This window comes from Ferrimonas balearica, assembly GCF_019802085.1.
Classification (GTDB): domain Bacteria; phylum Pseudomonadota; class Gammaproteobacteria; order Enterobacterales; family Shewanellaceae; genus Ferrimonas; species Ferrimonas balearica_B.
Genome location: NZ_JAHVHV010000001.1, coordinates 628,616 through 650,569, shown reverse-complemented (window position 1 = coordinate 650,569; position 21,954 = coordinate 628,616). Strand labels below are relative to the sequence as shown.

General features: G+C 63.4%; 24 protein-coding genes. 7 read left to right on the top strand and 17 right to left on the bottom strand.

Annotated elements, in window-relative coordinates:
- Positions 1–41: 41 nt before the first annotated feature.
- Positions 42–1,403 carry a KamA family radical SAM protein gene (locus KUV81_RS02985; RefSeq protein WP_222542356.1) on the bottom strand — a complete coding sequence of 454 codons (1,362 nt, stop codon included), beginning with the start codon at positions 1,401–1,403 and terminating at the stop codon, positions 42–44.
- A 199-nt stretch (positions 1,404–1,602) separates the two neighbouring features.
- On the opposite strand from KUV81_RS02985, the gene KUV81_RS02980 reads away from it, so the two are divergent.
- The 3 genes from KUV81_RS02980 to cdd all read left to right on the top strand — a co-directional run bounded on the left by KUV81_RS02980 (position 1,603) and on the right by cdd (position 4,328).
- Complete coding sequence (locus KUV81_RS02980) at positions 1,603–1,839, top strand: YdcH family protein (protein ID WP_222542355.1); 237 nt, start codon at positions 1,603–1,605, stop codon at positions 1,837–1,839.
- An 88-nt stretch (positions 1,840–1,927) separates the two neighbouring features.
- On the top strand, positions 1,928–3,340 hold the full coding sequence (gene sbcB, locus KUV81_RS02975) for an exodeoxyribonuclease I (RefSeq protein WP_222542354.1): 1,413 nt from the start codon (positions 1,928–1,930) through the stop codon (positions 3,338–3,340).
- 103 nt (positions 3,341–3,443) lie between these two features.
- Positions 3,444–4,328 carry a cytidine deaminase gene (cdd, locus tag KUV81_RS02970; RefSeq protein ID WP_222542353.1) on the top strand — a complete coding sequence of 295 codons (885 nt, stop codon included), beginning with the start codon at positions 3,444–3,446 and terminating at the stop codon, positions 4,326–4,328.
- Between the two features lie 87 nt (positions 4,329–4,415).
- On the opposite strand, the gene KUV81_RS02965 is transcribed toward cdd, so the two are convergent.
- The 9 genes from KUV81_RS02965 to yceD form a co-directional block, all read right to left on the bottom strand.
- Complete coding sequence (locus KUV81_RS02965; protein ID WP_222542352.1) at positions 4,416–5,285, bottom strand: NAD(P)-dependent oxidoreductase; 870 nt, start codon at positions 5,283–5,285, stop codon at positions 4,416–4,418.
- Between the two features lie 199 nt (positions 5,286–5,484).
- Positions 5,485–6,723, bottom strand: a complete 1,239-nt coding sequence (fabF, locus tag KUV81_RS02960; protein ID WP_222542351.1) for a beta-ketoacyl-ACP synthase II — start codon at positions 6,721–6,723, stop codon at positions 5,485–5,487.
- Positions 6,724–6,788: 65 nt separating this feature from the next.
- Positions 6,789–7,022 carry an acyl carrier protein gene (gene acpP, locus KUV81_RS02955; RefSeq protein ID WP_067657665.1) on the bottom strand — a complete coding sequence of 78 codons (234 nt, stop codon included), beginning with the start codon at positions 7,020–7,022 and terminating at the stop codon, positions 6,789–6,791.
- Positions 7,023–7,187: 165 nt separating this feature from the next.
- Positions 7,188–7,934 (bottom strand): 3-oxoacyl-ACP reductase FabG, encoded by a 747-nt coding sequence (gene fabG, locus KUV81_RS02950; RefSeq protein ID WP_222542350.1) that lies wholly within the window; start codon positions 7,932–7,934, stop codon positions 7,188–7,190.
- 17 nt (positions 7,935–7,951) lie between these two features.
- Positions 7,952–8,881, bottom strand: coding sequence for an ACP S-malonyltransferase (fabD, locus tag KUV81_RS02945; RefSeq protein ID WP_222542349.1), 930 nt, complete (start codon positions 8,879–8,881; stop codon positions 7,952–7,954).
- Between the two features lie 12 nt (positions 8,882–8,893).
- Positions 8,894–9,862, bottom strand: coding sequence for a beta-ketoacyl-ACP synthase III (locus tag KUV81_RS02940; RefSeq protein WP_222542348.1), 969 nt, complete (start codon positions 9,860–9,862; stop codon positions 8,894–8,896).
- A gap of 8 nt (positions 9,863–9,870) precedes the next feature.
- Positions 9,871–10,896: a phosphate acyltransferase PlsX gene (plsX, locus tag KUV81_RS02935; RefSeq protein WP_222542347.1), complete on the bottom strand. Its 1,026-nt coding sequence runs from the start codon at positions 10,894–10,896 to the stop codon at positions 9,871–9,873.
- A gap of 12 nt (positions 10,897–10,908) precedes the next feature.
- Positions 10,909–11,079 (bottom strand): 50S ribosomal protein L32, encoded by a 171-nt coding sequence (gene rpmF / locus KUV81_RS02930; protein ID WP_222542346.1) that lies wholly within the window; start codon positions 11,077–11,079, stop codon positions 10,909–10,911.
- A 17-nt stretch (positions 11,080–11,096) separates the two neighbouring features.
- Positions 11,097–11,630 carry a 23S rRNA accumulation protein YceD gene (yceD, locus tag KUV81_RS02925; protein WP_222542345.1) on the bottom strand — a complete coding sequence of 178 codons (534 nt, stop codon included), beginning with the start codon at positions 11,628–11,630 and terminating at the stop codon, positions 11,097–11,099.
- Positions 11,631–11,826: 196 nt separating this feature from the next.
- Here yceD and KUV81_RS02920 point away from each other — a divergent pair, with 196 nt between their 5' ends.
- Positions 11,827–12,423, top strand: coding sequence for a Maf family protein (locus tag KUV81_RS02920; RefSeq protein ID WP_222543335.1), 597 nt, complete (start codon positions 11,827–11,829; stop codon positions 12,421–12,423).
- Positions 12,424–12,489: 66 nt separating this feature from the next.
- Positions 12,490–12,834, top strand: a complete 345-nt coding sequence (locus tag KUV81_RS02915) for a DUF962 domain-containing protein (RefSeq protein WP_222542344.1) — start codon at positions 12,490–12,492, stop codon at positions 12,832–12,834.
- Positions 12,835–12,840: 6 nt separating this feature from the next.
- Here KUV81_RS02915 and KUV81_RS02910 read toward each other — a convergent pair whose 3' ends face one another.
- Together KUV81_RS02910 and rluC are read right to left on the bottom strand one after the other, a co-directional pair.
- A complete protein-coding gene (locus KUV81_RS02910; protein ID WP_222542343.1) occupies positions 12,841–13,488 on the bottom strand; it encodes an HAD family hydrolase in 648 nt (215 codons plus the stop codon).
- The gene (rluC, locus tag KUV81_RS02905; protein WP_222542342.1) at positions 13,488–14,447 is read right to left on the bottom strand and encodes a 23S rRNA pseudouridine(955/2504/2580) synthase RluC; all 960 of its coding nucleotides are present in this window, start codon (positions 14,445–14,447) and stop codon (positions 13,488–13,490) included. The genes KUV81_RS02910 and rluC overlap by 1 nt, the downstream gene beginning before the upstream one ends.
- A 556-nt stretch (positions 14,448–15,003) precedes the next feature.
- Between rluC and rne the strand changes: the two genes are divergently transcribed.
- Positions 15,004–18,324, top strand: a complete 3,321-nt coding sequence (rne, locus tag KUV81_RS02900) for a ribonuclease E (protein ID WP_222542341.1) — start codon at positions 15,004–15,006, stop codon at positions 18,322–18,324.
- Positions 18,325–18,366: 42 nt separating this feature from the next.
- Here the strand turns inward: rne and KUV81_RS02895 are convergent, their stop codons facing one another.
- The 3 genes from KUV81_RS02895 to KUV81_RS02885 form a co-directional block, all read right to left on the bottom strand.
- On the bottom strand, positions 18,367–18,861 hold the full coding sequence (locus KUV81_RS02895) for a low molecular weight protein-tyrosine-phosphatase (RefSeq protein WP_315900035.1): 495 nt from the start codon (positions 18,859–18,861) through the stop codon (positions 18,367–18,369).
- Between the two features lie 74 nt (positions 18,862–18,935).
- Positions 18,936–19,844 (bottom strand): bifunctional methionine sulfoxide reductase B/A protein, encoded by a 909-nt coding sequence (locus KUV81_RS02890; protein ID WP_222542340.1) that lies wholly within the window; start codon positions 19,842–19,844, stop codon positions 18,936–18,938.
- Positions 19,845–19,932: 88 nt separating this feature from the next.
- On the bottom strand, positions 19,933–20,142 hold the full coding sequence (locus KUV81_RS02885) for a hypothetical protein (RefSeq protein ID WP_222542339.1): 210 nt from the start codon (positions 20,140–20,142) through the stop codon (positions 19,933–19,935).
- A 226-nt stretch (positions 20,143–20,368) separates the two neighbouring features.
- On the opposite strand from KUV81_RS02885, the gene queD reads away from it, so the two are divergent.
- The gene (queD, locus tag KUV81_RS02880; RefSeq protein ID WP_222542338.1) at positions 20,369–20,740 is read left to right on the top strand and encodes a 6-carboxytetrahydropterin synthase QueD; all 372 of its coding nucleotides are present in this window, start codon (positions 20,369–20,371) and stop codon (positions 20,738–20,740) included.
- On the opposite strand, the gene queE is transcribed toward queD, so the two are convergent.
- Together queE and KUV81_RS02870 are read right to left on the bottom strand one after the other, a co-directional pair.
- Positions 20,737–21,405, bottom strand: a complete 669-nt coding sequence (gene queE, locus KUV81_RS02875; protein WP_222542337.1) for a 7-carboxy-7-deazaguanine synthase QueE — start codon at positions 21,403–21,405, stop codon at positions 20,737–20,739. The two genes, queD and queE, sit on opposite strands and share 4 nt — an antisense overlap.
- A 118-nt stretch (positions 21,406–21,523) precedes the next feature.
- Positions 21,524–21,823 (bottom strand): cytochrome c3 family protein, encoded by a 300-nt coding sequence (locus KUV81_RS02870; RefSeq protein ID WP_222542336.1) that lies wholly within the window; start codon positions 21,821–21,823, stop codon positions 21,524–21,526.
- Positions 21,824–21,954 lie beyond the last annotated feature (131 nt).

Sequence of the window (21,954 nt, the reverse complement as noted above, 5' to 3'; positions counted from 1 at the left end):
TCGCGCCAAAAAAAACGCCCCGCAGTGCGGGGCGTTTTTTGTTACTCGGCGCCGAGCTTGCCGCCCATCGCTTCGTACTCCTCCTGCCAGAAGAACTTGGCCTCGCCGAAGGCGGGCTTGAGATCGTCCAGCCAGTGGGCGTTCTCGTCGTACTTGGCAAAGAAGGGGCGCTGGGCCCAGTCCGGGTTGCGCGCCTGGATAAAGCGCAGCACGAACACTTTCTCGCCGGCCACTTCGGTCACCCCCTGGATCTCCACCTTGCCGGGCCCCGCGCTCATGCTCGGACCGCGGGCGGTGCGGGCCAGACCGGACACCTTGGTGATGGCATCGCGGTAAATCTCGTAGGCCTGATGCAGAGGCACTTCGAAGTAGCGCTTGGGACCGGTGTCCCGCTCCACAAACATGTAGTAGGGGATGATCCCCAGCTTCACCTGCTTCTGCCACATCTTCGCCCAATCGTCGGCGTTGTCGTTGATGTTCTTCAGCAACGGCGCCTGAGCGCGGATGTTGGCACCGGTGGCGCGGATGCGGCGCACCGCCTCTTCGAAGATGGGGGTTTCCATCTCCTGCCAGTGGTTGAGGTGGGCCATGATGGAGACGTGCTTGCCGCTTTGCACCAGGCGACGGAACAGGGCCAGCAACTCATCGGCGTCCTCGTCGGTGACGAAGCGGTAGGGCCAGAAGGTCAGTGCCTTGGTGCCGAAGCGCACGGTCTGCACGTGCTCGGTGGCCGGGTTGTCGATCAGCGGCTCCACGTACTGGGCGATCTTCTTGGTTTTCATCACCATGGGATCGCCGCCAGTGATCAGCAGGTCGCTGATCTCCGGGTGCGCCTCGAGGTAGCGATGCAACGTCTCGGCGTCGTTGGAGTTGAACCGCATCGCCTTGCCCACAAACTGGGCCCAGCGGAAGCAGAAGGTGCAGTAGCTGTGGCAGTACTGGCCCTGGGCGGGGAAGAACAGCGCGGTTTCCTGGTACTTGTGCTGCATGCCCGGCAGCTTCTCACCGTCCAGCTCCGGCACGTTGAGGCTCATCTGACCAGCCGGGTGGGGGTTCATCTCGGCGCGCAGCGCCTGGCCCAGGTCGAACACCTCCTGGGGGCTGGGGTCCTGCTTGAGCAGGGCTGCCATGCGGTCGTAGGCTTCCGGGGCCAGCATCCCTTTTTGGGGAAAGGACAGCTGGAAGATGGGATCCTGGGGCAGGTTGTCCCAATTGATCAGATCGTTGGCAACGTATTCGTTCACCCGAAACGGCAGCACGCTCGCGACTACCTTCATCTCGAACTTCAGGGCCTCAGGCAGGCGCTTAACCAGTTCAATCTTGTCCAGCTGGCGCTGTTGATACACCTTGAAACGGCGCTGCGGAAAGATTTGCAGCGTCGCAAGTTCAGCAGGAATATTCATAGACAACACCTATTTATTAAAATTCTACTCGTCCCGGGCGCAAAATCCTTTGGCGTTACCGGACCGGAAAAACCGGTAATTTTAGTGTTTTTTTGACGTCAATTAAACCGCCGCGCCAAAAGGGTCGTTTTTGCGCCCTGACGCGGCGGTATCGGATGACTATGCTTAAGGGGTCCCCACTACCGTTTCAGGAGGCGCTATGTTGGGTGAACCGCACGACTTGCCCCACGAGTTTCCCATGCTGGCTCATGTGATTGACCAGCGCACCGAATCCGATCCCGCTTTTGCTGAACTCTCCGAGCAGTACCATCAGATCGACGATGAGATCCGCCACCTAGAGCTGGCCGGGTCCCCCGTCAGTGACCAGGCATTGTCCAGTTTGAAATTGAACCGGCTGAGGCTAAAAGATCGCCTGTTCGGCCTGCTCACCCGCTGATCCCCAGGTGGCGCCCGTTCGGGCGCCCCAAATCGCCCCCAACTTTTTGGTACACTTGCCCTTTATCTTTTTCGCCAGGATCGCCTGAATGCGGCAAGACCCTACCCTGTTGTGGCATGACTATGAAACCTGGGGCGCCGACGTCGCCCGGGATCGCCCGGCTCAGTTCGCCGGCATTCGTACCGACTACGACCTCAACATCCTCGAAGCGCCGGTGGAGTTCTACTGCCAGCTGCCCGCCGACTACCTGCCCCAGCCGGAGGCGATCCTGGTCACCGGGATCACGCCGCAAAAGGCCAACCGCCTGGGCGAAGTGGAGGCCCAGTTCATGGCCCGGGTGCACGCCGAGCTGGCCCGGCCCGGCACCTGCACCGTGGGCTACAACTCCATCCGCTTCGACGATGAGATCACCCGCTACGCCCTGTACCGCAACTTCTATGACCCCTACGCCCGGGAGTGGCAAAACGGCAACAGCCGCTGGGACATCATCGATCTGGTGCGGGCCTGCTATGCCCTGCGCCCCGACGGCATCGAATGGCCCGAGCGGGAGGACGGCGCCCCCAGCTTCAAACTGGAACACCTGACCGCCGCCAACGGACTGGGCCACGACAGCGCCCACGACGCCGTGTCCGACGTAAAGGCCACCATCGCCCTGGCCAAGCTGGTCAAGACCACCCACCCCAAGCTCTACGACTGGGCCTTCCGGCTGCGCAACAAACGGTTCGCTGCCCAGCAGATCGACATCCTGGCCCTCAAGCCCCTGCTGCACGTCAGCAGCCGCTTTCCCGCCACCCAGGGGTGCGCCTCCCTGGTGCTGCCCATGGCCTGGCACCCCCAGAACAAAAACGCCGTGGCCTGCGTGGATCTGGCCCAGGACCCCACTCCGTTGCTGGAGTGGGACGCCGACACCCTCAAAGCCAAGCTGTACCAGAAGGCCAGCGAACGGCAGGAGGGGGATCCCCGCGTGCCGGTCAAGCTGGTGCACATGAACAAATCCCCCTTCCTGGCCCCGGCCAACAGCCTGGAGGACGCCAACGCCGAGCGACTGGGGATAGACAAGGCGCAGTGTCGTGAGCACTACAAGCTGCTGCGCACCCATCACGCCCAGGTGCGGGAGAAGCTCCACGCGCTCTTTGGCGACGATGCGCCCCCGGTCAAGGAGCCGGACAACCCGGATGTGCAGCTTTACGGCGGCTTTTTCAGTGACGCGGATCGGGCCCAGATGGAGCTGGTGCGGGACACCCCGGCCCAGCACCTGGCGGCACTGGATCCCCAGTTTGTCGATCCCCGGCTGCCCAAGCTGTTCTTCCGCTACCGCGCCCGTAACTTCCCCCAGACCCTCAGCGAGTCCGAGCAAGCCCGCTGGCACGAGCACTGCAAACAGGCGCTGGACAACCCCGAGTATCTCCACCGACTCAATGGCTTGTTCGAGCAGCACGCTCAGGATGAGAACAAGCTGCGCCTGCTCACCGCCCTGGGTCATTACCTGCGCGGTATGTAGCCCACCAGGCCCGTCCTTCAGAATGCGCGTCGTGATGGCGCGCACATTTTTTCCTTCCGCAACTGCCTACACTGTGCCCATGATCAACGAGGGAGCCTGTTGTATGGCCAACCACTTTGATGCCCCGCTGGCGCAGATGCCCGGCGAGCTGGCCCGGGCCTTGACGCCCCACCTGTCGGCCCCCTTTCACGGCCACCTGAGCGCCCAGGCCGTCGCTGAGCTGGAGCAGGCCAGCGGCCTTCAAGGCCACGACCTGCTGCTGGCACTGTTGCCCCTGGCCGCCAGCTTTGCCCAGGCCCCGGTGTCCCATTTCGAGGTGGGCGCCATCGCCCGCGGTCGCAGTGGCGATCTCTACTTCGGCGCCAACCTGGAGCTGGCCGGCGAAGCGCTGTTTCACTCAGTGCACGCCGAGCAATCCGCCATCAGCCACGCCTGGCTGGCCGGCGAAACCGGCTTGACCGAGATCGTGGTCAACGCCTCCCCCTGCGGCCACTGCCGCCAGTTCATGAACGAGCTGCAAAGCGCGGACGATCTGGTGATCGTGCTGCCGGGTCAGGACAACGGCGCCCTGCACCACTACCTGCCTTACGCCTTCGGGCCCAAGGATCTGGGGGTGGAGGTGGGCCTGATGGCCGCCTCGGGCCAGGATCTTCAGCTCGACAGCGCCGATCCCCTGGTGCTGGCCGCCCTGGAGCAGGCCCGTCAGAGCTACGCCCCCTACTCCCACAGCCCTTCGGCGGTGGCCCTGGCCTGTCGCGATGGCCAGGTGTTTGTCGGTCGCTATGCGGAGAACGCCGCCTTTAATCCCAGCCTGCCCCCCATGCAGATGGCCCTGGCCGCCATGAGCCGCCACGGTGTCGGCTTCGACCAGATAAGCCGAGCGGTGCTGGTGCAGTCGAGTCAGGCCCAGATCAGCCAGGCCTCCGCCGCCCAGGCGGCCCTGGCCGCCATCAGCACCACCGCGCTTGAGGTGGTCAGTGCGGCCTAAGGCCCACAAACAACAAGCCGCCCGCAGGCGGCTTGTTCGTTTCCAGCGTCAGCGCGATTGGCAGGCGCCGGACAAGACCGAAGCGGCTTAGTCTTTGGTCAGCCGGGCCATCAGCGATGAGGTGTCCCAGCGGCTGCCCCCCAGTTTTTGCACCTCGGCGTAGAACTGGTCCACCAGGGCGGTCAGCGGCAGCTGCGCGCCGTTGCGCCGCGCTTCGGTCAGCGCGATGTCCAAATCTTTGCGCATCCAGTCCACCGCGAAACCGAAATCGAATTCGTCCTTGAGCATGGTGTGAGAGCGGTTTTCCATCTGCCAGGATTGCGCCGCCCCCTTGCTGATCACCTCCACCACGGCTTCACCGTCCAGGCCCGCCTGCTGGGCAAAGTGCAGCCCCTCGGCCAGCCCCTGAACCACCCCGGCGATGCAGATCTGATTGACCATCTTACACAGCTGACCGCTGCCCACCGGGCCCAGCCGCACCGCCGAACGGGCGTAGCTGTCGATCACCGGTTTGGCCTGTTCAAACTGCTCCGGCTCGCCGCCCACCATGACGGTGAGCACGCCGTTCTCGGCGCCGGCCTGACCGCCGGAGACCGGCGCATCGATAAAGCCTTTGCCCTGGGCCTGGGCGACCTCGGCCAGCTCCCGGGCCACGTCCGCCGACGCGGTGGTATGGTCCACCAGCAGGGCACCGGGGCTCATGCCCGCCAAAACGCCCTGCTCCCCCAGCACCACTGAGCGCAGGTCGTCGTCGTTGCCCACGCACACCATCACCAGTTCGGCCCCTTCAGTCGCTTCGGCCGGTGTCGCGGCCCAACGGCCGCCGTGGGCTTCGGCCCAGGCCTGCGCCTTGGCGGTGGTGCGGTTGTAGACACTCACCTGGTGCCCCTTGGCAACCAGGTGGCCCGCCATGGGGTAACCCATGACCCCCAAACCAATGAATGCAACCTTTGTCACTGCCTCTTCCCCTTTTGGATCTGCGGTTTGCGTTTGTGCAGCCAGTGTACTGGCAAGGCCGCCCGGTAAACAGCCCCCGGCCATCGAAGAATCGCGGTTCGCGGCATCCGGCACTGGCCTGGTGGCGGCGTTGTAAAAAGGCCCCCGCCGGAGCAACAAAAAACGGCCCCGCAGGGCCGTTTGGTCATCGAAGCGCGGCTCAGGCCCGCTTGAACAGCAGCGAACCGTTGGTGCCACCGAAGCCGAAGGAGTTGCACAGGGCGTATTCCAGCGCCACGTCCCGGGCCCCTTCGGGGTTGAAGTCCAGATCACACCCCTCGTCCGGGTTCTCCAGATTGATGGTGGGCGGGACTTTCTGGTCGTGCAGGGCCAGGATGGTGAAGATCGCCTCGGCGGAGCCGGCGGCCCCCAACAGGTGACCGGTCATCGACTTGGTGGAGCCCATGATCAGCTTGTAGGCGTGCTCACCAAAGATGGACTTCACGCCATTCACCTCGGCGATGTCGCCGGCCGGGGTGGAGGTGCCGTGGGCGTTGATGTAGCCCACCTGCTCCGGCGCCACCTGGCCGTCGTTCAGGGCGTTGCGCATGGCTGCGGCGCCGCCACGACCGTCCTCCGGCGGAGAGGTCATGTGGTGAGCGTCGCCACTCATGCCGAAGCCGACCAGTTCGGCGTAGATCTTGGCGCCCCGGGCCACGGCGTGTTCGTACTCTTCCAGCACGATCACTCCGGCACCGTCGCCGATCACGAAGCCATCACGGTCCTTATCCCAGGGACGGGACGCCTTGGTGGGGTCCTCGTTGCGGGTGGACAGCGCCTTGGCGGAGGCGAAACCGCCCACGCCCAGCGGGGTGGTGGCCATCTCGGCGCCACCGGCGATCATCACGTCGGCGTCGCCGTAGGCGATCATCCGCGCCGCATGGCCGATGTTGTGCACCCCGGTGGTGCAGGCGGTGGTGATGGCGATGTTCGGGCCGGTGAAGCCGTACATGATGCTCAGGTGACCGGCGATCATGTTGATGATGGTGGACGGCACGAAGAAGGGGGAGATCCGACGGGGTCCGGATTTGGTCAGCTGGCTGTGGTTGGCTTCGATCAGCTCCAGCCCGCCCATGCCGGCGCCGATGGCGGCCCCGATGCGGTGGGCGTTGGACTCGGTCACTTCCAGGCCAGCGTCGCGGATCGCCTGAACAGAGGCGGCCAGGCCGTACTGGATAAAGACGTCCATCTTCCGGGCGTCTTTCTTGGACAGGTACTCTTCAACGTTGAAGTTCTTGACCGAGGCGGAAAAGCGAACGGCAAACTCGCTGGCATCGAAATGCTCGATGGGGGCGACACCGCTCTGGCCAGCCAGCAGGTTGGCCCAGGTGGTGGCAACATCGTTGCCGACGGGCGTCACGGCGCCCAGGCCAGTGACAACAATACGACGTTTGGACACGGGATCCTCCGTTGAAACAAAAAACAGGCGGCCTAAAGCCGCCTGTTTTCGAAAACTGTTTAGGCTTACTGGTTAGCCTGAACGTAGTCGATCGCAGCCTGAACGGTAGTGATCTTCTCAGCTTCTTCGTCCGGGATCTCGGTGTCGAACTCTTCTTCCAGAGCCATTACCAGCTCAACGGTGTCCAGAGAGTCGGCACCCAGGTCGTCAACGAAGGAAGCTTCGGCTTTAACGTCTTCTTCCTTAACGCCCAGCTGCTCTACGATGATCTTCTTTACGCGTTCTTCAATGTTGCTCATGATTATTACTTTCCTGTTCAATTACGCTGCTGCGTCGAATTGCGGTTTAGTGTATTCGATTCCCCGGACAATGCAAGAGCCTTGCATCGTGGTCAAACCACGAAAATTAATAAGTTTTCGTGAATTTTCGAACCACTATCACGTCCATTTGCACCACAGTTTCCGTTAGGACATCACCATGCCGCCATTGACGTGCACGGTTTCGCCGGTGATGTAACCGGCACGATCGGAGGCCAGGAACACCACGGTATCGGCGATCTCCTGGGCTTGACCCAAACGCGCTACCGGAACCTGGCCCATGATAGCGGCTTTCTGGTCGTCCGTCAGTTCGTCGGTCATGTCAGTTTGAATGAATCCGGGGGCGATCGCATTGACCGTGATCCCACGGCTGGCGACTTCTTTGGCCAGGGACTTGGTAAAGCCCAACAAACCGGCTTTGGCCGCTGCATAATTGGCCTGGCCCGGGTTGCCCATGGTGCCCACCACGGAGCCGATGTTGATGATCCGGCCGTGGCGCTTCTTCATCATTGCCCGCAGCACCGCCTTGGAGGTGCGGAAGATGGAGGTCAGGTTGGTGTCGATGATGTCGGTCCACTCATCGTCCTTCATCCGCATCATCAGGTTGTCGCGGGTGATCCCGGCGTTGTTCACCAGGATGTCGACATCGCCGTACTGGCCCTTGATGGCCTCAAACAGCGCTTCGATGGACGCGGGATCGGTGACGTTCAGCACCAGGCCCTGGCCGTTGTCGCCCAGGTAGTCGCTGATGGCGGCGGCGCCACGCTCGCTGGTGGCAGTGCCCACCACGGTGGCACCGGCAGCCACCAGTTGCTCGGCGATGGCACGGCCAATACCGCGGCTGGCGCCGGTAACCAGGGCAATCTTGCCGCTCAAATCGAGAGCCAGGCTCATACAATTCTCTCCTTAGGTTAAGACAGCGCCGCCTGCAGGTCCGCGGGGGTGTTCACCGCGGCACCGGACAGCGCCTTGTTGATCCGCTTGGTCAGGCCGGTCAGGACCTTGCCCGGGCCGCACTCCACCAGGTGTTCGATACCCTGATCCGCCATGGCGTTGACGGTTTCGGTCCAACGCACCGGGCAGTAGAGCTGACGCACCAGGGCGTCCTTGATGGCCTCGGCACTGTCGGCGGCCACTACATCCACGTTGTTGATCACCGGGATGCTGGGGGCAGAAACCTCAATCTGGGCCAGGGCCTCGGCCAGCTTCTCGGCGGCGGGCTTCATCAGCTCACAGTGGGAGGGCACGCTCACCGGCAGCGGCAGGGCTCGCTTGGCACCGGCGGCCTTGCAGGCCTCACCGGCGCGGGCCACCGCGTCTTTGTGACCGGCGATCACCACCTGACCGGGACTGTTGAAGTTAACCGGAGACACCACCTCGCCCTGGGCCGCGCCGGCACAGGCCTTGGCGATGGCGTCGTCGTCCAGGCCGATGATGGCGGCCATGGCACCGGTGCCGGCGGGCACCGCGGCCTGCATGGCACGACCCCGCAAGGCGACCAGCTTGACCGCATCATCAAATTTCAGTGCGCCGGCGCACACCAGCGCGGAGTATTCGCCCAGGCTGTGGCCCGCCATCAGGGCCGGTGCGGCCCCCCCGGCTTCGCAGTAGGCACGCCAGATCGCCACGGAGGCGGTCAGCAGTGCCGGCTGGGTGTTCTCGGTGCTGTTCAGCGCCTCGACCGGCCCCTCCTGCACCATCTGCCACAGGTCAAAGCCCAGAGCCTCACTGGCTTCGGCGAAGGTGGCCTGGATCACGGGGTAGTCAGCGGCCAGCTCGGCCAGCATGCCCACGGCCTGGCTGCCCTGGCCGGGGAAAACAAAGGCGGTTTTCTGAGTCATGAAAGGATTTCCTTAGTACTTGACGACGGCGGCGCCCCAGGCGAACCCGGCGCCGAAGGCTTCCAGCAGCAGGGTCTGGCCCCGCTGGATGCGGCCGTCGCGGATGGCGATGTCCAGGGCCACGGGCACGGAGGCGGCGGAGGTATTGCCGTGCTCCTCCAGGGTCATCACCACTTGCTCCATCGCCATGTCCAGTTTCTTGGCGGTGGCTTTGAGAATGCGGTAGTTGGCGTTGTGGGGCACCAGCCAGTGGATGTCGCTCTTGGCCATGCCGTTGTGGGCCAGGGCCTGCTCCACCACCTGAGCCAGGCGGGTCACCGCCTGCTTGAACACCTCGTTGCCCTTCATGATGAGGTAATCCCCCTCATCGGCTTCGATCTGCACATCCTTGTTGCGCTTGGGCACCGGGGTCTTGAGCAGATCGCCGTAACGACCGTCGGCGTGGATGTGGGTGGAGAGGATCCCGGGCTCATCGCTGGCGCCGATGATGGCAGCACCGGCGGCGTCACCGAACAGGATCAGGGTGGTGCGATCGTCCGGATCGCAATGGCGGGACAGGGCGTCGGCGCCGATCACCAGGATGTTCTTGCACTGGCCGGTCTTGATGAACTGGTCGGCAATGGAGAGCGCAAACAGGAAGCCGCTGCAGGCCGCCGCCACGTCAAACGCCGGGCATCCGTGGGCGCCCAGCAGGGACTGGATCTCACAGGCGGACGAGGGGTAGGCGTTGTCGGCGCTGGTGGTGCCGCAGATGATCATGTCCAGATCGTCGGCATTGAGGCCGGCGGCCTCCAGGGCCTTGAGTGCGGCCTGGTGACCCATGGTGGTCACGGATTCGTCTGCACCGGCGATGCGACGCTCACGAATGCCGGTGCGCTCCCGGATCCATTCGTCGCTGGTCTCCACCATCCGCTCCAGATCCGCGTTGGTACGCACCTGGGGCGGCAGGTAACTGCCGGTACCAAGAATTTTTGTATGCATAGGTAGACTTAGGATTTATCCAACAATACCGACTCGAGTCGGCTTTTGATTCGGCCCGGCACCTGCCGCTGCACCTCCAGCACCGCCTCTTCGATGGCGCGCAGGAAGGCCGCTTGATCGGCATTGCCATGGCTCTTGACCACGATACCGCGCAATCCTAACAGAGTCGCACCGTTATACTGGTCGGGGTTCATTTGCTGGAAAAGGCGCTTGAGTCGCCCCTTCAGCAGCCAGCCCAGGGCCCGGGCCAGCAGATTGCCCTCCATGGCTTGGCGCATCTGCTGCACCAAGAGTCGAGCGATCCCTTCCGTGGTCTTAAGGGTGACGTTGCCAACGAAGCCGTCACAGACGATGACGTCGGCCGCACCGGTGAAGATGCTGTCCCCTTCGATAAATCCTCGATAGTTCAACTGGGGGGTGGCCTGCAGGATCTGCGCGGCCTGTTGAACCTGATCGTTCCCCTTGATCTCCTCCGAACCGACATTGAGCAGCGCCAGCCGCGGTCGAGGCCGATTGCCGACGCACTCGGCCAGCACAGAGCCCATCACCGCAAACTGGAACAGGGTCTCCGAGTCGCACACCACGTTGGCGCCCAAGTCCAGCATGTAGACCGGGTGGCCTGTGGTGGTGGGCAGGGCCGAGGTGAGCGCAGGACGGTCAATGCCCGGGAGGGTTTTGAGCACCACCTTGGACATCGCCATCAGTGCCCCAGTGTTGCCGGCGCTGACGCAGGCCTGGGCCTCACCCCGCTGGACCAGTTCCAATGCCAGACGCATGGAGCTTTTACGGCGGTTTCTCAGGGCGTGCAGCGGCCTGTCCGACATGGACACCACTTGTTCGGCATGGAGAAGCTGAAGACGGCGGGATTCGGTGCTGTGGTGACGTCGCAGTTGCTCGCCGATGGCGATGCGGTCACCCACCAGGATGATCTTCAGTTGGGGGTAAAGCGCCAGTGCCTGCAAAGCTGCAGGCACTGTAATAGAGGGGCCGTGATCGCCCCCCATGGCATCTAACGCTATGGTTAGATCGGACAAGGCCGTCTCAACTTACAGGTTGATGACCTTTTTGCCACGGTAGTAACCGTCGGCAGTGATGTGGTGACGAAGGTGCTTCTCGCCAGAAGTCGCGTCCACAGACAGCTGAGCAGTAGTCAGCGCGTCGTGAGAACGGCGCATACCACGCTTGGAACGAGTTTTTTTGTTCTGTTGTACGGCCATGGCCCCAATCTCCTCGATTAATTTCGCTTAAGAGTTTCTAACACCGCGAACGGGTTCTTCGGACGCTCATCAGCAGGCTCGGGCTGCGGAAGATTGCCTACGGTCACATCACGAGACGCCAGGCTGCAGGCTTCGGAGTCGTGCGCGGGCACGATGGGGAAGGCCAACAGCAGTTCGTCTTCGATCAGGTGTTGTAGTTGCACCTCGCCATTTTCGTCTAATTCGACTGGCTCATAGGCGTCCGGGAGCTCATCTATCTGTGAATCGTCAGTCACAGGGCTGTATGCGAACTCAACCGCGATCGGATGGCTATAGGTGTTCATGCAACGCTGACAGGTCAGAGTGAGCTCCGTCACAGCCTTCCCCTTGAGGTAGACTATCCCCTGAACGTCTTTGCCGCATTCAACGAACACCTGCACATCAGTGCAGTCGCCGGCGCTGGCCCCGTTCACACGCTTCAAGACCTTGGCGGGGAGGATACCCTCGTAGCTCAGGCCTCGTTGAGCGCAACGAGCCGGGTTCAGCATTACCGGAATTCGTACATTCTGCATAGGGCGCGCATATTATAGGTTGAACCGAACCGAGTCAAAGGAAATTTTAGACCCGGAAGCCCCGCCTGGCGCGGCTTTATACAGTGTCGACCGATTGCTCGGCCAGCCCCGCTTTTTAAGGCTTTACCTTGGTGGTGTCAATGGGATTTGGTAGGCTTTGCGGCCCCACCTGCATTCAATGAGATGACCCCCGATGATGGATAAGGTTCTGGTCCTGGGATCCACCTCCCCCTTTCGCCGTTCCCTGCTGGAGAAGCTGGGCCTGCCTTTTGTGTGCGACAAGCCCCAAGTGGACGAAACCGCGAAGGACGGCGAGTCCGCCGAGGCCCTGGTGGCCCGCCTGGCCGAGGCCAAGGCCCGGGCGGTGGCCGAGCGCCATCCCAACGCGCTGGTGATCGGCTCCGACCAGGTGGCCGTGGTGTCCGGCACCATCCTCGGCAAACCCCACACCCACGACAAGGCGGTGGCCCAGCTGTCCGCCGCCAGCGGTCAGGTGGTGACCTTCTACACCGGGCTTTGCCTATATAACAGTGGCGCCAACCGTGCCCAGACCCTGGTGGAGCCCTTCGAGGTGGCGTTCAAATCCCTCACCGAGGCGCAGATTGAGGGCTACCTCAAGGCGGAGCAGCCCTACAACTGCGCCGGCAGCTTCAAAAGCGAGGGGCTGGGGATCATGCTGTTCGACCGCCTAAGCGGCCGGGATCCCAATGCCCTGATCGGCCTGCCGCTTATCAGCCTGGGGGAGCTGCTGGCCAACGAAGGGGTGGACGTCCTGACACTGCAATCGGCCTGAGGCCCTTGCCAGGTCCTGTCGGTCTGGTAAAAAAGGAGGGAACCGGCATCACGACAGGGAGTCCCCATGGCCGACAGCACCTTTCGCTCCTTTGCACAGTTCTACCCCTTTTACCTGCGCGAGCATCGCCACCCCACCTGCCGCGCCCTGCACTACATCGGCTCCATGCTGGTGTTGGCCCTGCTGGCCTACCTGGTGTTGAGCGGCAACTGGATCTGGGCCTGGGCCCTGCCGGTGATTGGCTACGGCTTTGCCTGGCTGGGCCATTTCGGTTTCGAACACAACCGCCCCGCCACTTTCCGCTATCCCTTCTACAGCTTTCTGGGCGACTGGGTGATGCTCAAGGACTGGCTGACCGGCCAGCTTGAGCCCAAGCTGGCCAGCGCCCTGGCCGAAGAGGTTAAGGAGTGAGGGGCGTTAGACCCATTGGAGCAGTTCCAGCGGGTGGTGGATCACCGCCCGGGGCTGCGCAGTCATCAGGTGGGGGGTATCGCCGGCGCCGTAACTGACGCCGATGCTCTCGCTGCCGGCCCGCCGGCCCATCTCCAGATCGAACCAGGCGTCCCCCACCATCAGGGTGCGTGCCGGGGTAACCCCTTGCTCCTGACACAGCTCCAGCACCATCTGGGGATCCGGCTTGGAGGCCGTTTCGCAGGCGGTCCGAGAACCGACAAAGTGGTGCTGGATGCCGCTGTGACCAAAGGCGCGCTCCAGTCCATGACGGGCCTTGCCGGTGGCCACCGCCAACTTGTGACCCTGTTCATTCAGTTGGGTGAGCAGCGATTCGACGCCATCAAACACCGGGGTGGGCGCCAGGGTGGGATCCGCGTACAGGTTGCGATACTGCTCGCGAAAACGGGTTTGCTCCACCTCATTAAGCCCCGGTGCCAGCTGGGTCATCGCTTCGCTCATCGACAGGCCGATGATGCCCCGCACCGCGGATTCGGCCACCTCGGGCAGCCCCATGGCTTCGGCCGCCTGCTGCCAGCAGCGCACAATACGGCCCACGGAGTCCATCAGGGTACCGTCCCAGTCGAAGATGATGAGATCGTAACGGCGGCCCATCAGCGCAGCCTCCCCAGTACCCCTTCCAGAGTCTCATCCAGCGGAGCCTCCACGGTCACCGTGGTGCCCTCCACCGGGTGCAGGAAGCTCAGCCGATAGGCGTGCAGGAAGAGGCGTCCCAGTCCCAGGGATCGCATCCGGGCGTCGAAGGCGTCGTCACCGTAGCGCTCATCACAGGCGATGGGGTGACCGGCGTGCTGGGTGTGCACCCGGATCTGGTGGGTGCGGCCGGTGATGGGGCTGGCCTCCATTAAGGTGGCCTCCTCGAATGCCTCGACGATGCGAAAGCGGGTCTCCGAGGGCTTGCCGGTCACGTCCACCCGCACCAGACGCTCGCCAGAGCTCAGGGTGTTTTTCAGCAGCGGGGCCTGCACCGCCCGGGTGCGCGGTTTCCAGCTGCCCTTGACCAGCGCCAGGTACTGCTTGCGCATGGTCTTCTCCCGCAGCTGATCCTGAAGGTGTTTCAGGGCGGAGCGCTTCTTGGCCACCATCAGCAGCCCTGAGGTGGCGCGGTCCAGGCGATGCACCAGCTCCAGCTGGCGCTCGTTGGGGCGCAGGGCCCGCAGCGCTTCGATGACACCAAAGTTGATGCCGCTGCCCCCGTGCACGGCGATGCCGGAGGGTTTGTTGATCACCAGCATCACCTTGTCTTCGTACACGATCTGCTCTTCAAGCTGAGCCACCTTCTCCAGCTTGGCCGAAGGCGCGCGGGTCTCGTCCCGCTCCGCCACCCGGATGGGCGCGATGCGGATCTGGTCGCCATCGGCCAACTTGTACTCCGGCTTGATGCGCTTTTTATTGACCCGCACCTCCCCTTTTCTGAGCAGGCGGTAGATCAGGCTTTTCGGCACCCCCTTGAGAAAGGTACGCAGAAAGTTATCGATGCGTTGACCGGCGTGGTCGTCGGTGATGTCCACCCATTGAACCTGGGGGCTGGGTTTGGATACGGAGTCTTTCATGGCCGCTAGTGTACACCGTGGCGGAAATAGCCGGAAATCCGCGTGGCGACAATTGCCGCTCTTTTGCAAAATTGCTATTCTTGTCGCACCGGTGGGCTCAAACTGCCCAAATGATGGAAAAACCATCCCGGTCGGGGCCAGGAAGAGGCCAGTAATCTTGTCGTTTAAATGGATTACCCGCATACGATTCCCCGAGCAGCGTGTCCAATTTTTGACCCTGCCGCGGTCGGCCCGGCTGATGAGCCACCGCCCGAAAGCCCCGAACAGTAAAGTAAGCACTGTTACCGATACAGGTCTGACCGGCGATATCGCCCGGCAGCAAAAGATTTCGTCAGACGCTCCGGCGGCTGATTCGGCGCGAAAGCGCTTCGACAATGAGGCCTACCAGGCAAAGAGACCATCCGCGGTGCGCCCGCGGCTGCCTGCTCTAGTGTGTGGATCCTGTCCACCGAGCCTCCACCCCCAGACCAGCCGTGAGGCTGCTTAACCCCTTGGGGTGCCGGGAAAAGCCGGTACTCGACCTGTACGGTGACAAGAATTGGAATCTGTCACCACAATGAAAAGAATGCTAATCAACGCAACTCAATCCGAAGAGTTGCGCGTCGCTTTGGTAGATGGCCAACGCCTCTATGATCTGGACATCGAAAGCCCCGGTCACGAGCAGAAAAAGGCCAACATCTACAAGGGTAAAATTACCCGCGTCGAACCCTCCCTCGAAGCCGCTTTCGTCGATTACGGCGCTGAGCGTCACGGCTTCCTCCCCATCAAAGAGATCGCCCGCGAATACTTTGCCGAAGGCAGCTCTCTCTCCGGTCGCCCCAACATCAAAGAGGTGATCAAAGAGGGCCAGGAAGTGATCGTCCAGGTGGACAAAGAGGAGCGTGGTACCAAGGGCGCGGCCCTGACCACCTTCATCAGCCTGGCCGGCTCCTACCTGGTTCTGATGCCCAACAACCCCCGTGCCGGTGGGATCTCCCGTCGCATCGAAGGGGACGAGCGCTCCGAACTCAAGGACGCCCTCTCCAAGCTGACCGTGCCCCAGGGCATGGGCCTGATCGTTCGCACCGCGGGCGTGGGCAAGGCTGCCGAGGAGCTGGCGGAAGATCTCAACGTGCTGCTGCACCACTGGGACTCCATCAAGCAGGCGGCAGACAGCCGTCCCGCCCCCATCCTGATCCACCAGGAGAGCAACGTCATTGTCCGCGCCATCCGCGATTACCTGCGCAGCGACATCGGCGAGATCCTGATTGACCACCAGCGGGTGTTCGAGCAGGCCAAAGAGCACATCAACCTGGTGCGCCCGGATGCGGTCAGCAAGCTGAAGCTCTACCAGGGCGAAGTGCCCCTGTTCACCCACTACCAGATCGAGAGTCAGATCGAGTCCGCCTTCCAACGCGAAGTGCGCCTGCCCTCCGGTGGCTCCATCGTGATCGATCCCACCGAGGCCCTGACCGCGGTGGACATCAACTCCGCCCGCGCCACCAAGGGCGGCGACATCGAAGAAACCGCTCTGCAGACCAACCTGGAAGCGGCGGACGAGATCGCCCGCCAGCTGCGCCTGCGTGACCTGGGTGGCCTGGTGGTTATCGACTTTATCGACATGGGGCCGGTGCGCCACCAGCGGGAAGTGGAGAACCGTCTGCGTGACGCCGTCCGTCAGGACCGCGCCCGGGTTCAGATCGGTCGCATCTCCCGCTTCGGTCTGCTGGAGATGTCCCGCCAGCGTCTGCGTCCCTCCCTGGGTGAGTCTGCCGCCCACCTCTGTCCCCGCTGTAACGGCCAGGGCAGCATCCGCGGCACCGAATCCCTGGCGCTCTCCATCCTGCGTCTGATGGAGGAGGAAGCGATCAAGGAGAACACCGCCCAGATCGAGGCCCAGGTGCCCACCGATGTGGCGGCGTTCCTGCTGAACGAGAAGCGCAAGGCGATCCGCATTATCGAGCAGCGTCACAAGGTGGAGGTGTACGTCATCCCCCACCCCTACATGGACACCCCCAACTACACCGTGGTGCGCCACCGCAAGGACGACACCATCACCGAGGCCAGCTACAGCCAGGTTGAGCGTCCCGAGGTGACCCTGTACGAGCCGCGTAAGCTGGAGCGTCAACAGGGCGACAAGCCGGTGCTGCAGGGCCTGAGCGCCCCGAAAGCCGAAGCCAAGAGCGAACCCAAAGCGCCGGCCGCTAAGCCCGCCGAGCCCAAGGCCGCCAAGCCCAAGTCCAAGCCGAAGCGCAAGCCGGAAGCGGCCCCCGCCCCGGCCCCATCCCTGTTCAGCCGCATCGGCGCCGCCATCAAGGGCCTGTTCGGCACTGAGGCGGAAGAGGAAGCGCAACCCAAGGCCAAGAAAGAGAGCCGTGACGGTCAGCGCCGTCAGCGTGGCGAGCGCGGTAACCGTGGTGAACGCGGCGAGCGTGGCGAACGCCAGGATCGCAACCGCCGTGGCCGTAAGCGCTCCGAGCAGGGCGAGCAGGAGAAACTGGACGCCAACAAGGAGCGCCGCCGCAGTCGTCGCGACCGCCGCGATCGTGGTGAGCGTGCCGACCGTGCCGAGCGCGCCGACGAGGCCCAACGCCAGGACCGCGCTGCCAAGCCGGCCAAGGAGCCCCGTGAGAAGCGTTCCGACGAGCGTCGTGATGATCGCCGTGACGAGCGTCGTGAGGAGCGTCGCGACGACCGTCGTGAAGAGCGCCGCGAGGAGCGCCGCAAGCCCCGCAGCGAAGAGCGCCGTCAGGATCGGGAAGCCGACACCGCCGCCGTCGAAGCCCGCGAGGAGAAAGTCGAACAGCGCCGTCAACGTCGCCAACGCCGTCAGCTGGAGCGCTCCGTTCGAGTGAAATCCGCCGAGCAGGCCGCCGAAGCGGACGCCGCGCTCGAGGCTCCGGTCACCGCCGAAGTCCCGGCTGAAACCACTCCGGCCCCCATCGAGCCGCCCAAGGCCGAAGCGCCGGTGGCGGAAACCGAAACCGCACCCCTGACCGAACGCCAAGGCGATGCCCAGGGTGAGGACGGGGAAAGCGAGCTGACGCTGACCGAGAATGAGCGCAACGCCCACCGTCGCTCTCGCCGCAGTCCGCGTCACCTGCGCGCCGCCGGCCAACGCCGCCGTCGCCAGCAGCGGGACGATGAGCAGGATCTGGAGCAGAAGGCTCAGCAGGATCCGGTGACCGCTCGCTACCCGGAAGCCACCGAAATGGGCGGCCCGGTGGAGGAGCAGCTGGACATGCCGCTGGAGTCCGCCGACCAGCAGGAGGCCCCTGAGGAGCCGACTGAAGCCGTTGAGCCCAAAGTCGACGCCCCGGTGACCGACGCCCAGGCCGAGGCCGTAAGCGAGACCGCCGAGGTGGCCCAGCCCCAGGCTGAACCGGTACAAGAGGACGCCCCGGTGACCGCCGAGGCCGCTGAGGCTGAACCCAAGGCCGCGCAAGCGGACGAGGTGGCCGAAGCCCCGGCCGAGGACGCCGTCGAGCCGAAAGCCGAAATTGCCGAGCCGGTATCCGAACCGGTCGAAGCGCCCAAGGTTGAGGCGGCCCCGGCGGAAGCGCCGGCCGTTACTGAAGCGCCGATGAGCACCGAAGCTGAAGCCGAGCCCGTCGCCGAGGTTAAGCCGGTTGAAGTGGCGGCTCCGGTGGCCGACGAGCCGAAGGCCGCTGAGGCCGAAGCCCAGAGCGTACCGGTGCAACCGGCGGCCAAGGCCGGCTCTGGCCTGGTGAACCTCAACCAGGGTGCCAGTGCCGAGATGGCCGCCCCCGCGGTCGACGCGCCGGAGATGAATCTGGTGGAGGTGAAGGTGCCGGAGTTCGAGGCCAAGGCCAACGACTTTGCCACCAACCGTTACCAGAGCATGGTGAACGCCACCATGACCCGTCCTACGGAGTAACGCCCAAGGGCACAAAAAAGCCACCCAGCCGGGTGGCTTTTTTTATGCCTTCAGGTGGCTGAACCAGCCGTCCGCGGCCGCCTCAACCAGATCCAGGACCCGCTCGAACCCCTGGGCACCGCCGTAGTAGGGGTCCGGCACCTCCTGGCCGGGCCGACCCAGGCCATCGAGGATCAGGCCGATGTGCGCCCGGACCGGCGTGCGCGCCAGACGCTGGATGTCCGCCAGGTTCTGGTTGTCCGCCGCCAGCACCAGATCGAACCGGTCCAGATCCTGGCGCTGGATCTGCCGGGCGGTGATGCCGCTGAAATCGTAGCCCCGGGCTTCCCCCGCCGCCCGGGAGCGGGGGTCGGGCCCTTCGCCGGCGTGGTAGCCGATGGTACCAGCGGAATCGATGGTCAGGGACAGGCCCTGAGCCTGGGCCCGCTGGCGAAACACCGCCTCGGCGGTGGGTGAGCGGCAGATGTTGCCCATGCAGACCACCAGGATGGTGCTGACCGGGGTCGTCAGTTGGGGAAGCAGTGGAGAGGGTGTCACGGTAGGCTCCTGTCGGGGTGTGGCTCTACCCTAACGAAGATGGCCCCTTGGCACCAGAGCAGCACCACGGCGCCCTACTCCGGCTCGTCGGGGCGTATCCTGTCGGCGTACTTTAAGCGCAGTTGGGTGAGCTTGGGCTGGATGTTCCACTGGCAGTAAGGCTGCTCGGTGTTTTGATTGAAGTAATCCTGGTGGTACTCCTCCGCCGAGTGGAACGGGGCCGCCGGGCGCAGCTCGGTGACGATGGGGCCACGCCCCATCCTCTCCAGGGCCTGGATCTGCGCTTCGGCCTGGGCTTTTTGGGCCTCATCCTCACAGAAGATCACGCTGCGGTACTGGCTGCCGGCATCGGCGCCCTGTTTGTCCCAACTGGTGGGATCATGGCAGTCGAAAAACAGCTCCAGCAACTGACCGTAGCTGATGAGAGCCGGGTCAAAGGTCAGGCGGATCACCTCGATGTGGCCGCTGCTGCCGCCACAAACGTCGCGGTAGTTGGCCCGCTCCGCTGCCCCGCCGGCGTAGCCACTGATCACCTCGCTGACCCCTTTTACCCGCTGAAACAGCGCCTCCAGGCACCAGAAGCAGCCCCCGCCGAACACCGCCACCGAGGTCGAAGCACTCTGGGGCTCCGGGGTAAAGGAGAGGGAGAGGGCGTTGACGCAGTGGCGCAGGTTCTTCGGGGTCAACCGTTCCCCTTCGAACACGTGCCCCAGGTGTCCGCCGCACTGGGCGCACAGGATCTCGGTACGTCGTCCATCCGCGTCCACCTCCCGGCGCACGGCGTTGGGGATCTCGTCATCGAAGGCGGGCCAGCCACAGCCGGCATCGAACTTGTGGCCCGAGCGGTACAGGGGCGCCTCGCAGCGGCGACAGTGGTAGGTGCCCTGGTCGTCCAGGGTGAGGAAGCGTCCGCTGAAGGGGGACTCGGTGGCTTTCTCCTCCAGCACCCGATCTTCGTCGGGACTGAGCGGGTAACGGGCCATGGCCACTCCGATTGGCTAGGGTACGATTCCCTAAACCATAACAAAAAAGGGAGACCTTTCGGCCTCCCCTATCCCCTCGCGGTGCGAATCAGTGGCTTTCCAGCTGCCAGCCTCGCTGGTTCATGCACTGTTCGAAGCGCTCATTGAACCGGTCTGCGGCGGGATCCAGCCGACGGTTACAGCTGTCCCGATCCTGCATAAAGGCGGTGTTGTCTTTGCTCGGGTGGACCCAGGTCGCTTCCGGACCCCCGCACCCAACCAGGAACAAGGCCACCATACCGACAACGCACTTTTTCACTCTGATTCTCCTGCCAAGAGGTTCAATACCAGTGCAATTTTTTACCCTATTCCCGCGATAAAGGCTAATCGAGAATACGGAACACTTGGAACGAAAATTCGGAATTTTCATAGAAAAGTTGCCAATAGCAATAGTTTTTCAACATTTACCGAGGCGGGTTGACGGTTGCCTGACCCCTGGGCCCATGGCACACTTGGCGCCCCCAAAAGCCAGAGGTACGTCCACCATGTCCGTCGAGATCTATAAAGAGTTCACCTTTGAGGCCGCCCACCTGTTGCCGAACGTGCCGGCGGGCCACAAGTGTGGACGACTCCACGGCCACTCCTTCAAGGTGCGCATCAGCGTGCAGGACGAGGTGGATCCCCACACCGGCTGGGTGATGGACTTTGCCGAGCTTAAAGCCCACTTCAAGCCCATCTGGGAGCGGCTGGATCACCACTACCTCAATGACATTCCCGGCCTGGAAAACCCCACCAGCGAAGTGCTGGCCCAGTGGATCTGGCAGCAGCTCAAGCCCACCCTGCCCCAGCTGTCGGAGGTGGCCATCATGGAAACCTGCACCTCCGGTTGCCGCTACCGTGGGCCCCAGCCGGCTTAATCGATATTCAGATACTTGTGGGTCTGCACCGACAGGCGCCAGTTGCGCTCGATGCAGACCTTAACGCAGAGGTCATTGGCCCGGTGCTGCTGGCTGATGGGCTGAAGCGCCACCACCTTGCCCGCCAACGGCAGATCCCCCAACAGGGCATCCAGTTCATCGATGTGCTTTTGCATCGCCACCGGGTGCTTAATCTCATTGGCCCGCTCCAGGGCCGAGCGCAACACCTGGTAACCCCCTTTCATCCCAATCTTGGGTGACACCGTCACCCAGGTGTCCGCACTGGTGCGCACCTCGAAACAGCCCGAGGTCTCAATCTGGCAACGCCAGCCGGCCGCCTCCATCCGCTCGGTCAAGGGACGCAAGTCCTGCAGGCAGGGCTCGCCGCCGGTGATCACCAGGTGCCGTGCCCGGTAGCTGGGCCCGGTCAGATGGGCCACCAGCGCCTCCAGCGGCCATTCGGCCCAGCGAGGCTGCCCATCCCCTGCCCCGATCACCGCATCCGGTGCCACCCGATCCTGAGCCTCCTGGGTCCAGGTGTGGCGGGTATCGCACCAGGGGCAGCCCACCGGGCAGCCCTGCAGACGGAGAAACACCGCCGGCACCCCGGTAAAGTGGCCTTCGCCCTGAATGGTTTCGAACAGTTCGTTGACGGGGTAATGCATGGTCGCTCCTTGGCTGAGGGCGACATTGTAGGCAGGGTGGGGGGAGATTGAAACCGAGCGCCGGATTCAGCGCACAGGAGGGATGAAAAAAACGCCGCGAGATGCGGCGTTTTTTATCTTAGTGACAGTTGTCACAGGTGGCCGGAGCCTGACCCACTTCGTCCTCATGGACGTTGTGGCAGTCGGTGCACTCCAGCATACCGTCGTGCTCCGGGTGCGGCGTGCCCATATCGGTCAGGCCACCGTGGCAGTCCAGGCAGGAAGCGGCTTCGTGAGCGCCATCATCAGACGGCATGCCGTCGGCGTGGCAGGTCTCACAACCGGACATGTCGGTGTGCATGTCGGATACCACTTCAGCGGCAGCAACACCGAAAGCCATGCTTGCACCGAACAGTGCGATCAGCAGTTGTTTGAACATTTTTCTCATCCTCACACAGTGATTGCCCAAGAGACGCCGCCAATTCAGGCACTCACGACGTCCCTTGAAGACAGCCACACTCTATCAACTCACGCCCGCCTAAACCGTTGAGCAGATCCCATATTTTCAGA

What these genes read in the sequence shown, in the direction of transcription:
- rne (WP_222542341.1), top strand. Translation starts at nt 15,004, where the DNA reads ATGAAAAGAATGCTAATCAACGCAACTCAATCCGAAGAGTTGCGCGTC.
- acpP (WP_067657665.1), bottom strand. Translation starts at nt 7,022, where the DNA reads ATGAGCAACATTGAAGAACGCGTAAAGAAGATCATCGTAGAGCAGCTG.
- KUV81_RS02870 (WP_222542336.1), bottom strand. Translation starts at nt 21,823, where the DNA reads ATGTTCAAACAACTGCTGATCGCACTGTTCGGTGCAAGCATGGCTTTC.
- rpmF (WP_222542346.1), bottom strand. Translation starts at nt 11,079, where the DNA reads ATGGCCGTACAACAGAACAAAAAAACTCGTTCCAAGCGTGGTATGCGC.
- fabG (WP_222542350.1), bottom strand. Translation starts at nt 7,934, where the DNA reads ATGAGCCTGGCTCTCGATTTGAGCGGCAAGATTGCCCTGGTTACCGGC.
- sbcB (WP_222542354.1), top strand. Translation starts at nt 1,928, where the DNA reads ATGCGGCAAGACCCTACCCTGTTGTGGCATGACTATGAAACCTGGGGC.
- KUV81_RS02915 (WP_222542344.1), top strand. Translation starts at nt 12,490, where the DNA reads ATGGCCGACAGCACCTTTCGCTCCTTTGCACAGTTCTACCCCTTTTAC.
- KUV81_RS02980 (WP_222542355.1), top strand. Translation starts at nt 1,603, where the DNA reads ATGTTGGGTGAACCGCACGACTTGCCCCACGAGTTTCCCATGCTGGCT.
- KUV81_RS02940 (WP_222542348.1), bottom strand. Translation starts at nt 9,862, where the DNA reads ATGCATACAAAAATTCTTGGTACCGGCAGTTACCTGCCGCCCCAGGTG.
- cdd (WP_222542353.1), top strand. Translation starts at nt 3,444, where the DNA reads ATGGCCAACCACTTTGATGCCCCGCTGGCGCAGATGCCCGGCGAGCTG.
- rluC (WP_222542342.1), bottom strand. Translation starts at nt 14,447, where the DNA reads ATGAAAGACTCCGTATCCAAACCCAGCCCCCAGGTTCAATGGGTGGAC.
- KUV81_RS02985 (WP_222542356.1), bottom strand. Translation starts at nt 1,403, where the DNA reads ATGAATATTCCTGCTGAACTTGCGACGCTGCAAATCTTTCCGCAGCGC.
- KUV81_RS02920 (WP_222543335.1), top strand. Translation starts at nt 11,827, where the DNA reads ATGGATAAGGTTCTGGTCCTGGGATCCACCTCCCCCTTTCGCCGTTCC.
- fabD (WP_222542349.1), bottom strand. Translation starts at nt 8,881, where the DNA reads ATGACTCAGAAAACCGCCTTTGTTTTCCCCGGCCAGGGCAGCCAGGCC.
- queE (WP_222542337.1), bottom strand. Translation starts at nt 21,405, where the DNA reads ATGCATTACCCCGTCAACGAACTGTTCGAAACCATTCAGGGCGAAGGC.
- KUV81_RS02890 (WP_222542340.1), bottom strand. Translation starts at nt 19,844, where the DNA reads ATGGCCCGTTACCCGCTCAGTCCCGACGAAGATCGGGTGCTGGAGGAG.
- queD (WP_222542338.1), top strand. Translation starts at nt 20,369, where the DNA reads ATGTCCGTCGAGATCTATAAAGAGTTCACCTTTGAGGCCGCCCACCTG.
- yceD (WP_222542345.1), bottom strand. Translation starts at nt 11,630, where the DNA reads ATGCAGAATGTACGAATTCCGGTAATGCTGAACCCGGCTCGTTGCGCT.
- KUV81_RS02910 (WP_222542343.1), bottom strand. Translation starts at nt 13,488, where the DNA reads ATGGGCCGCCGTTACGATCTCATCATCTTCGACTGGGACGGTACCCTG.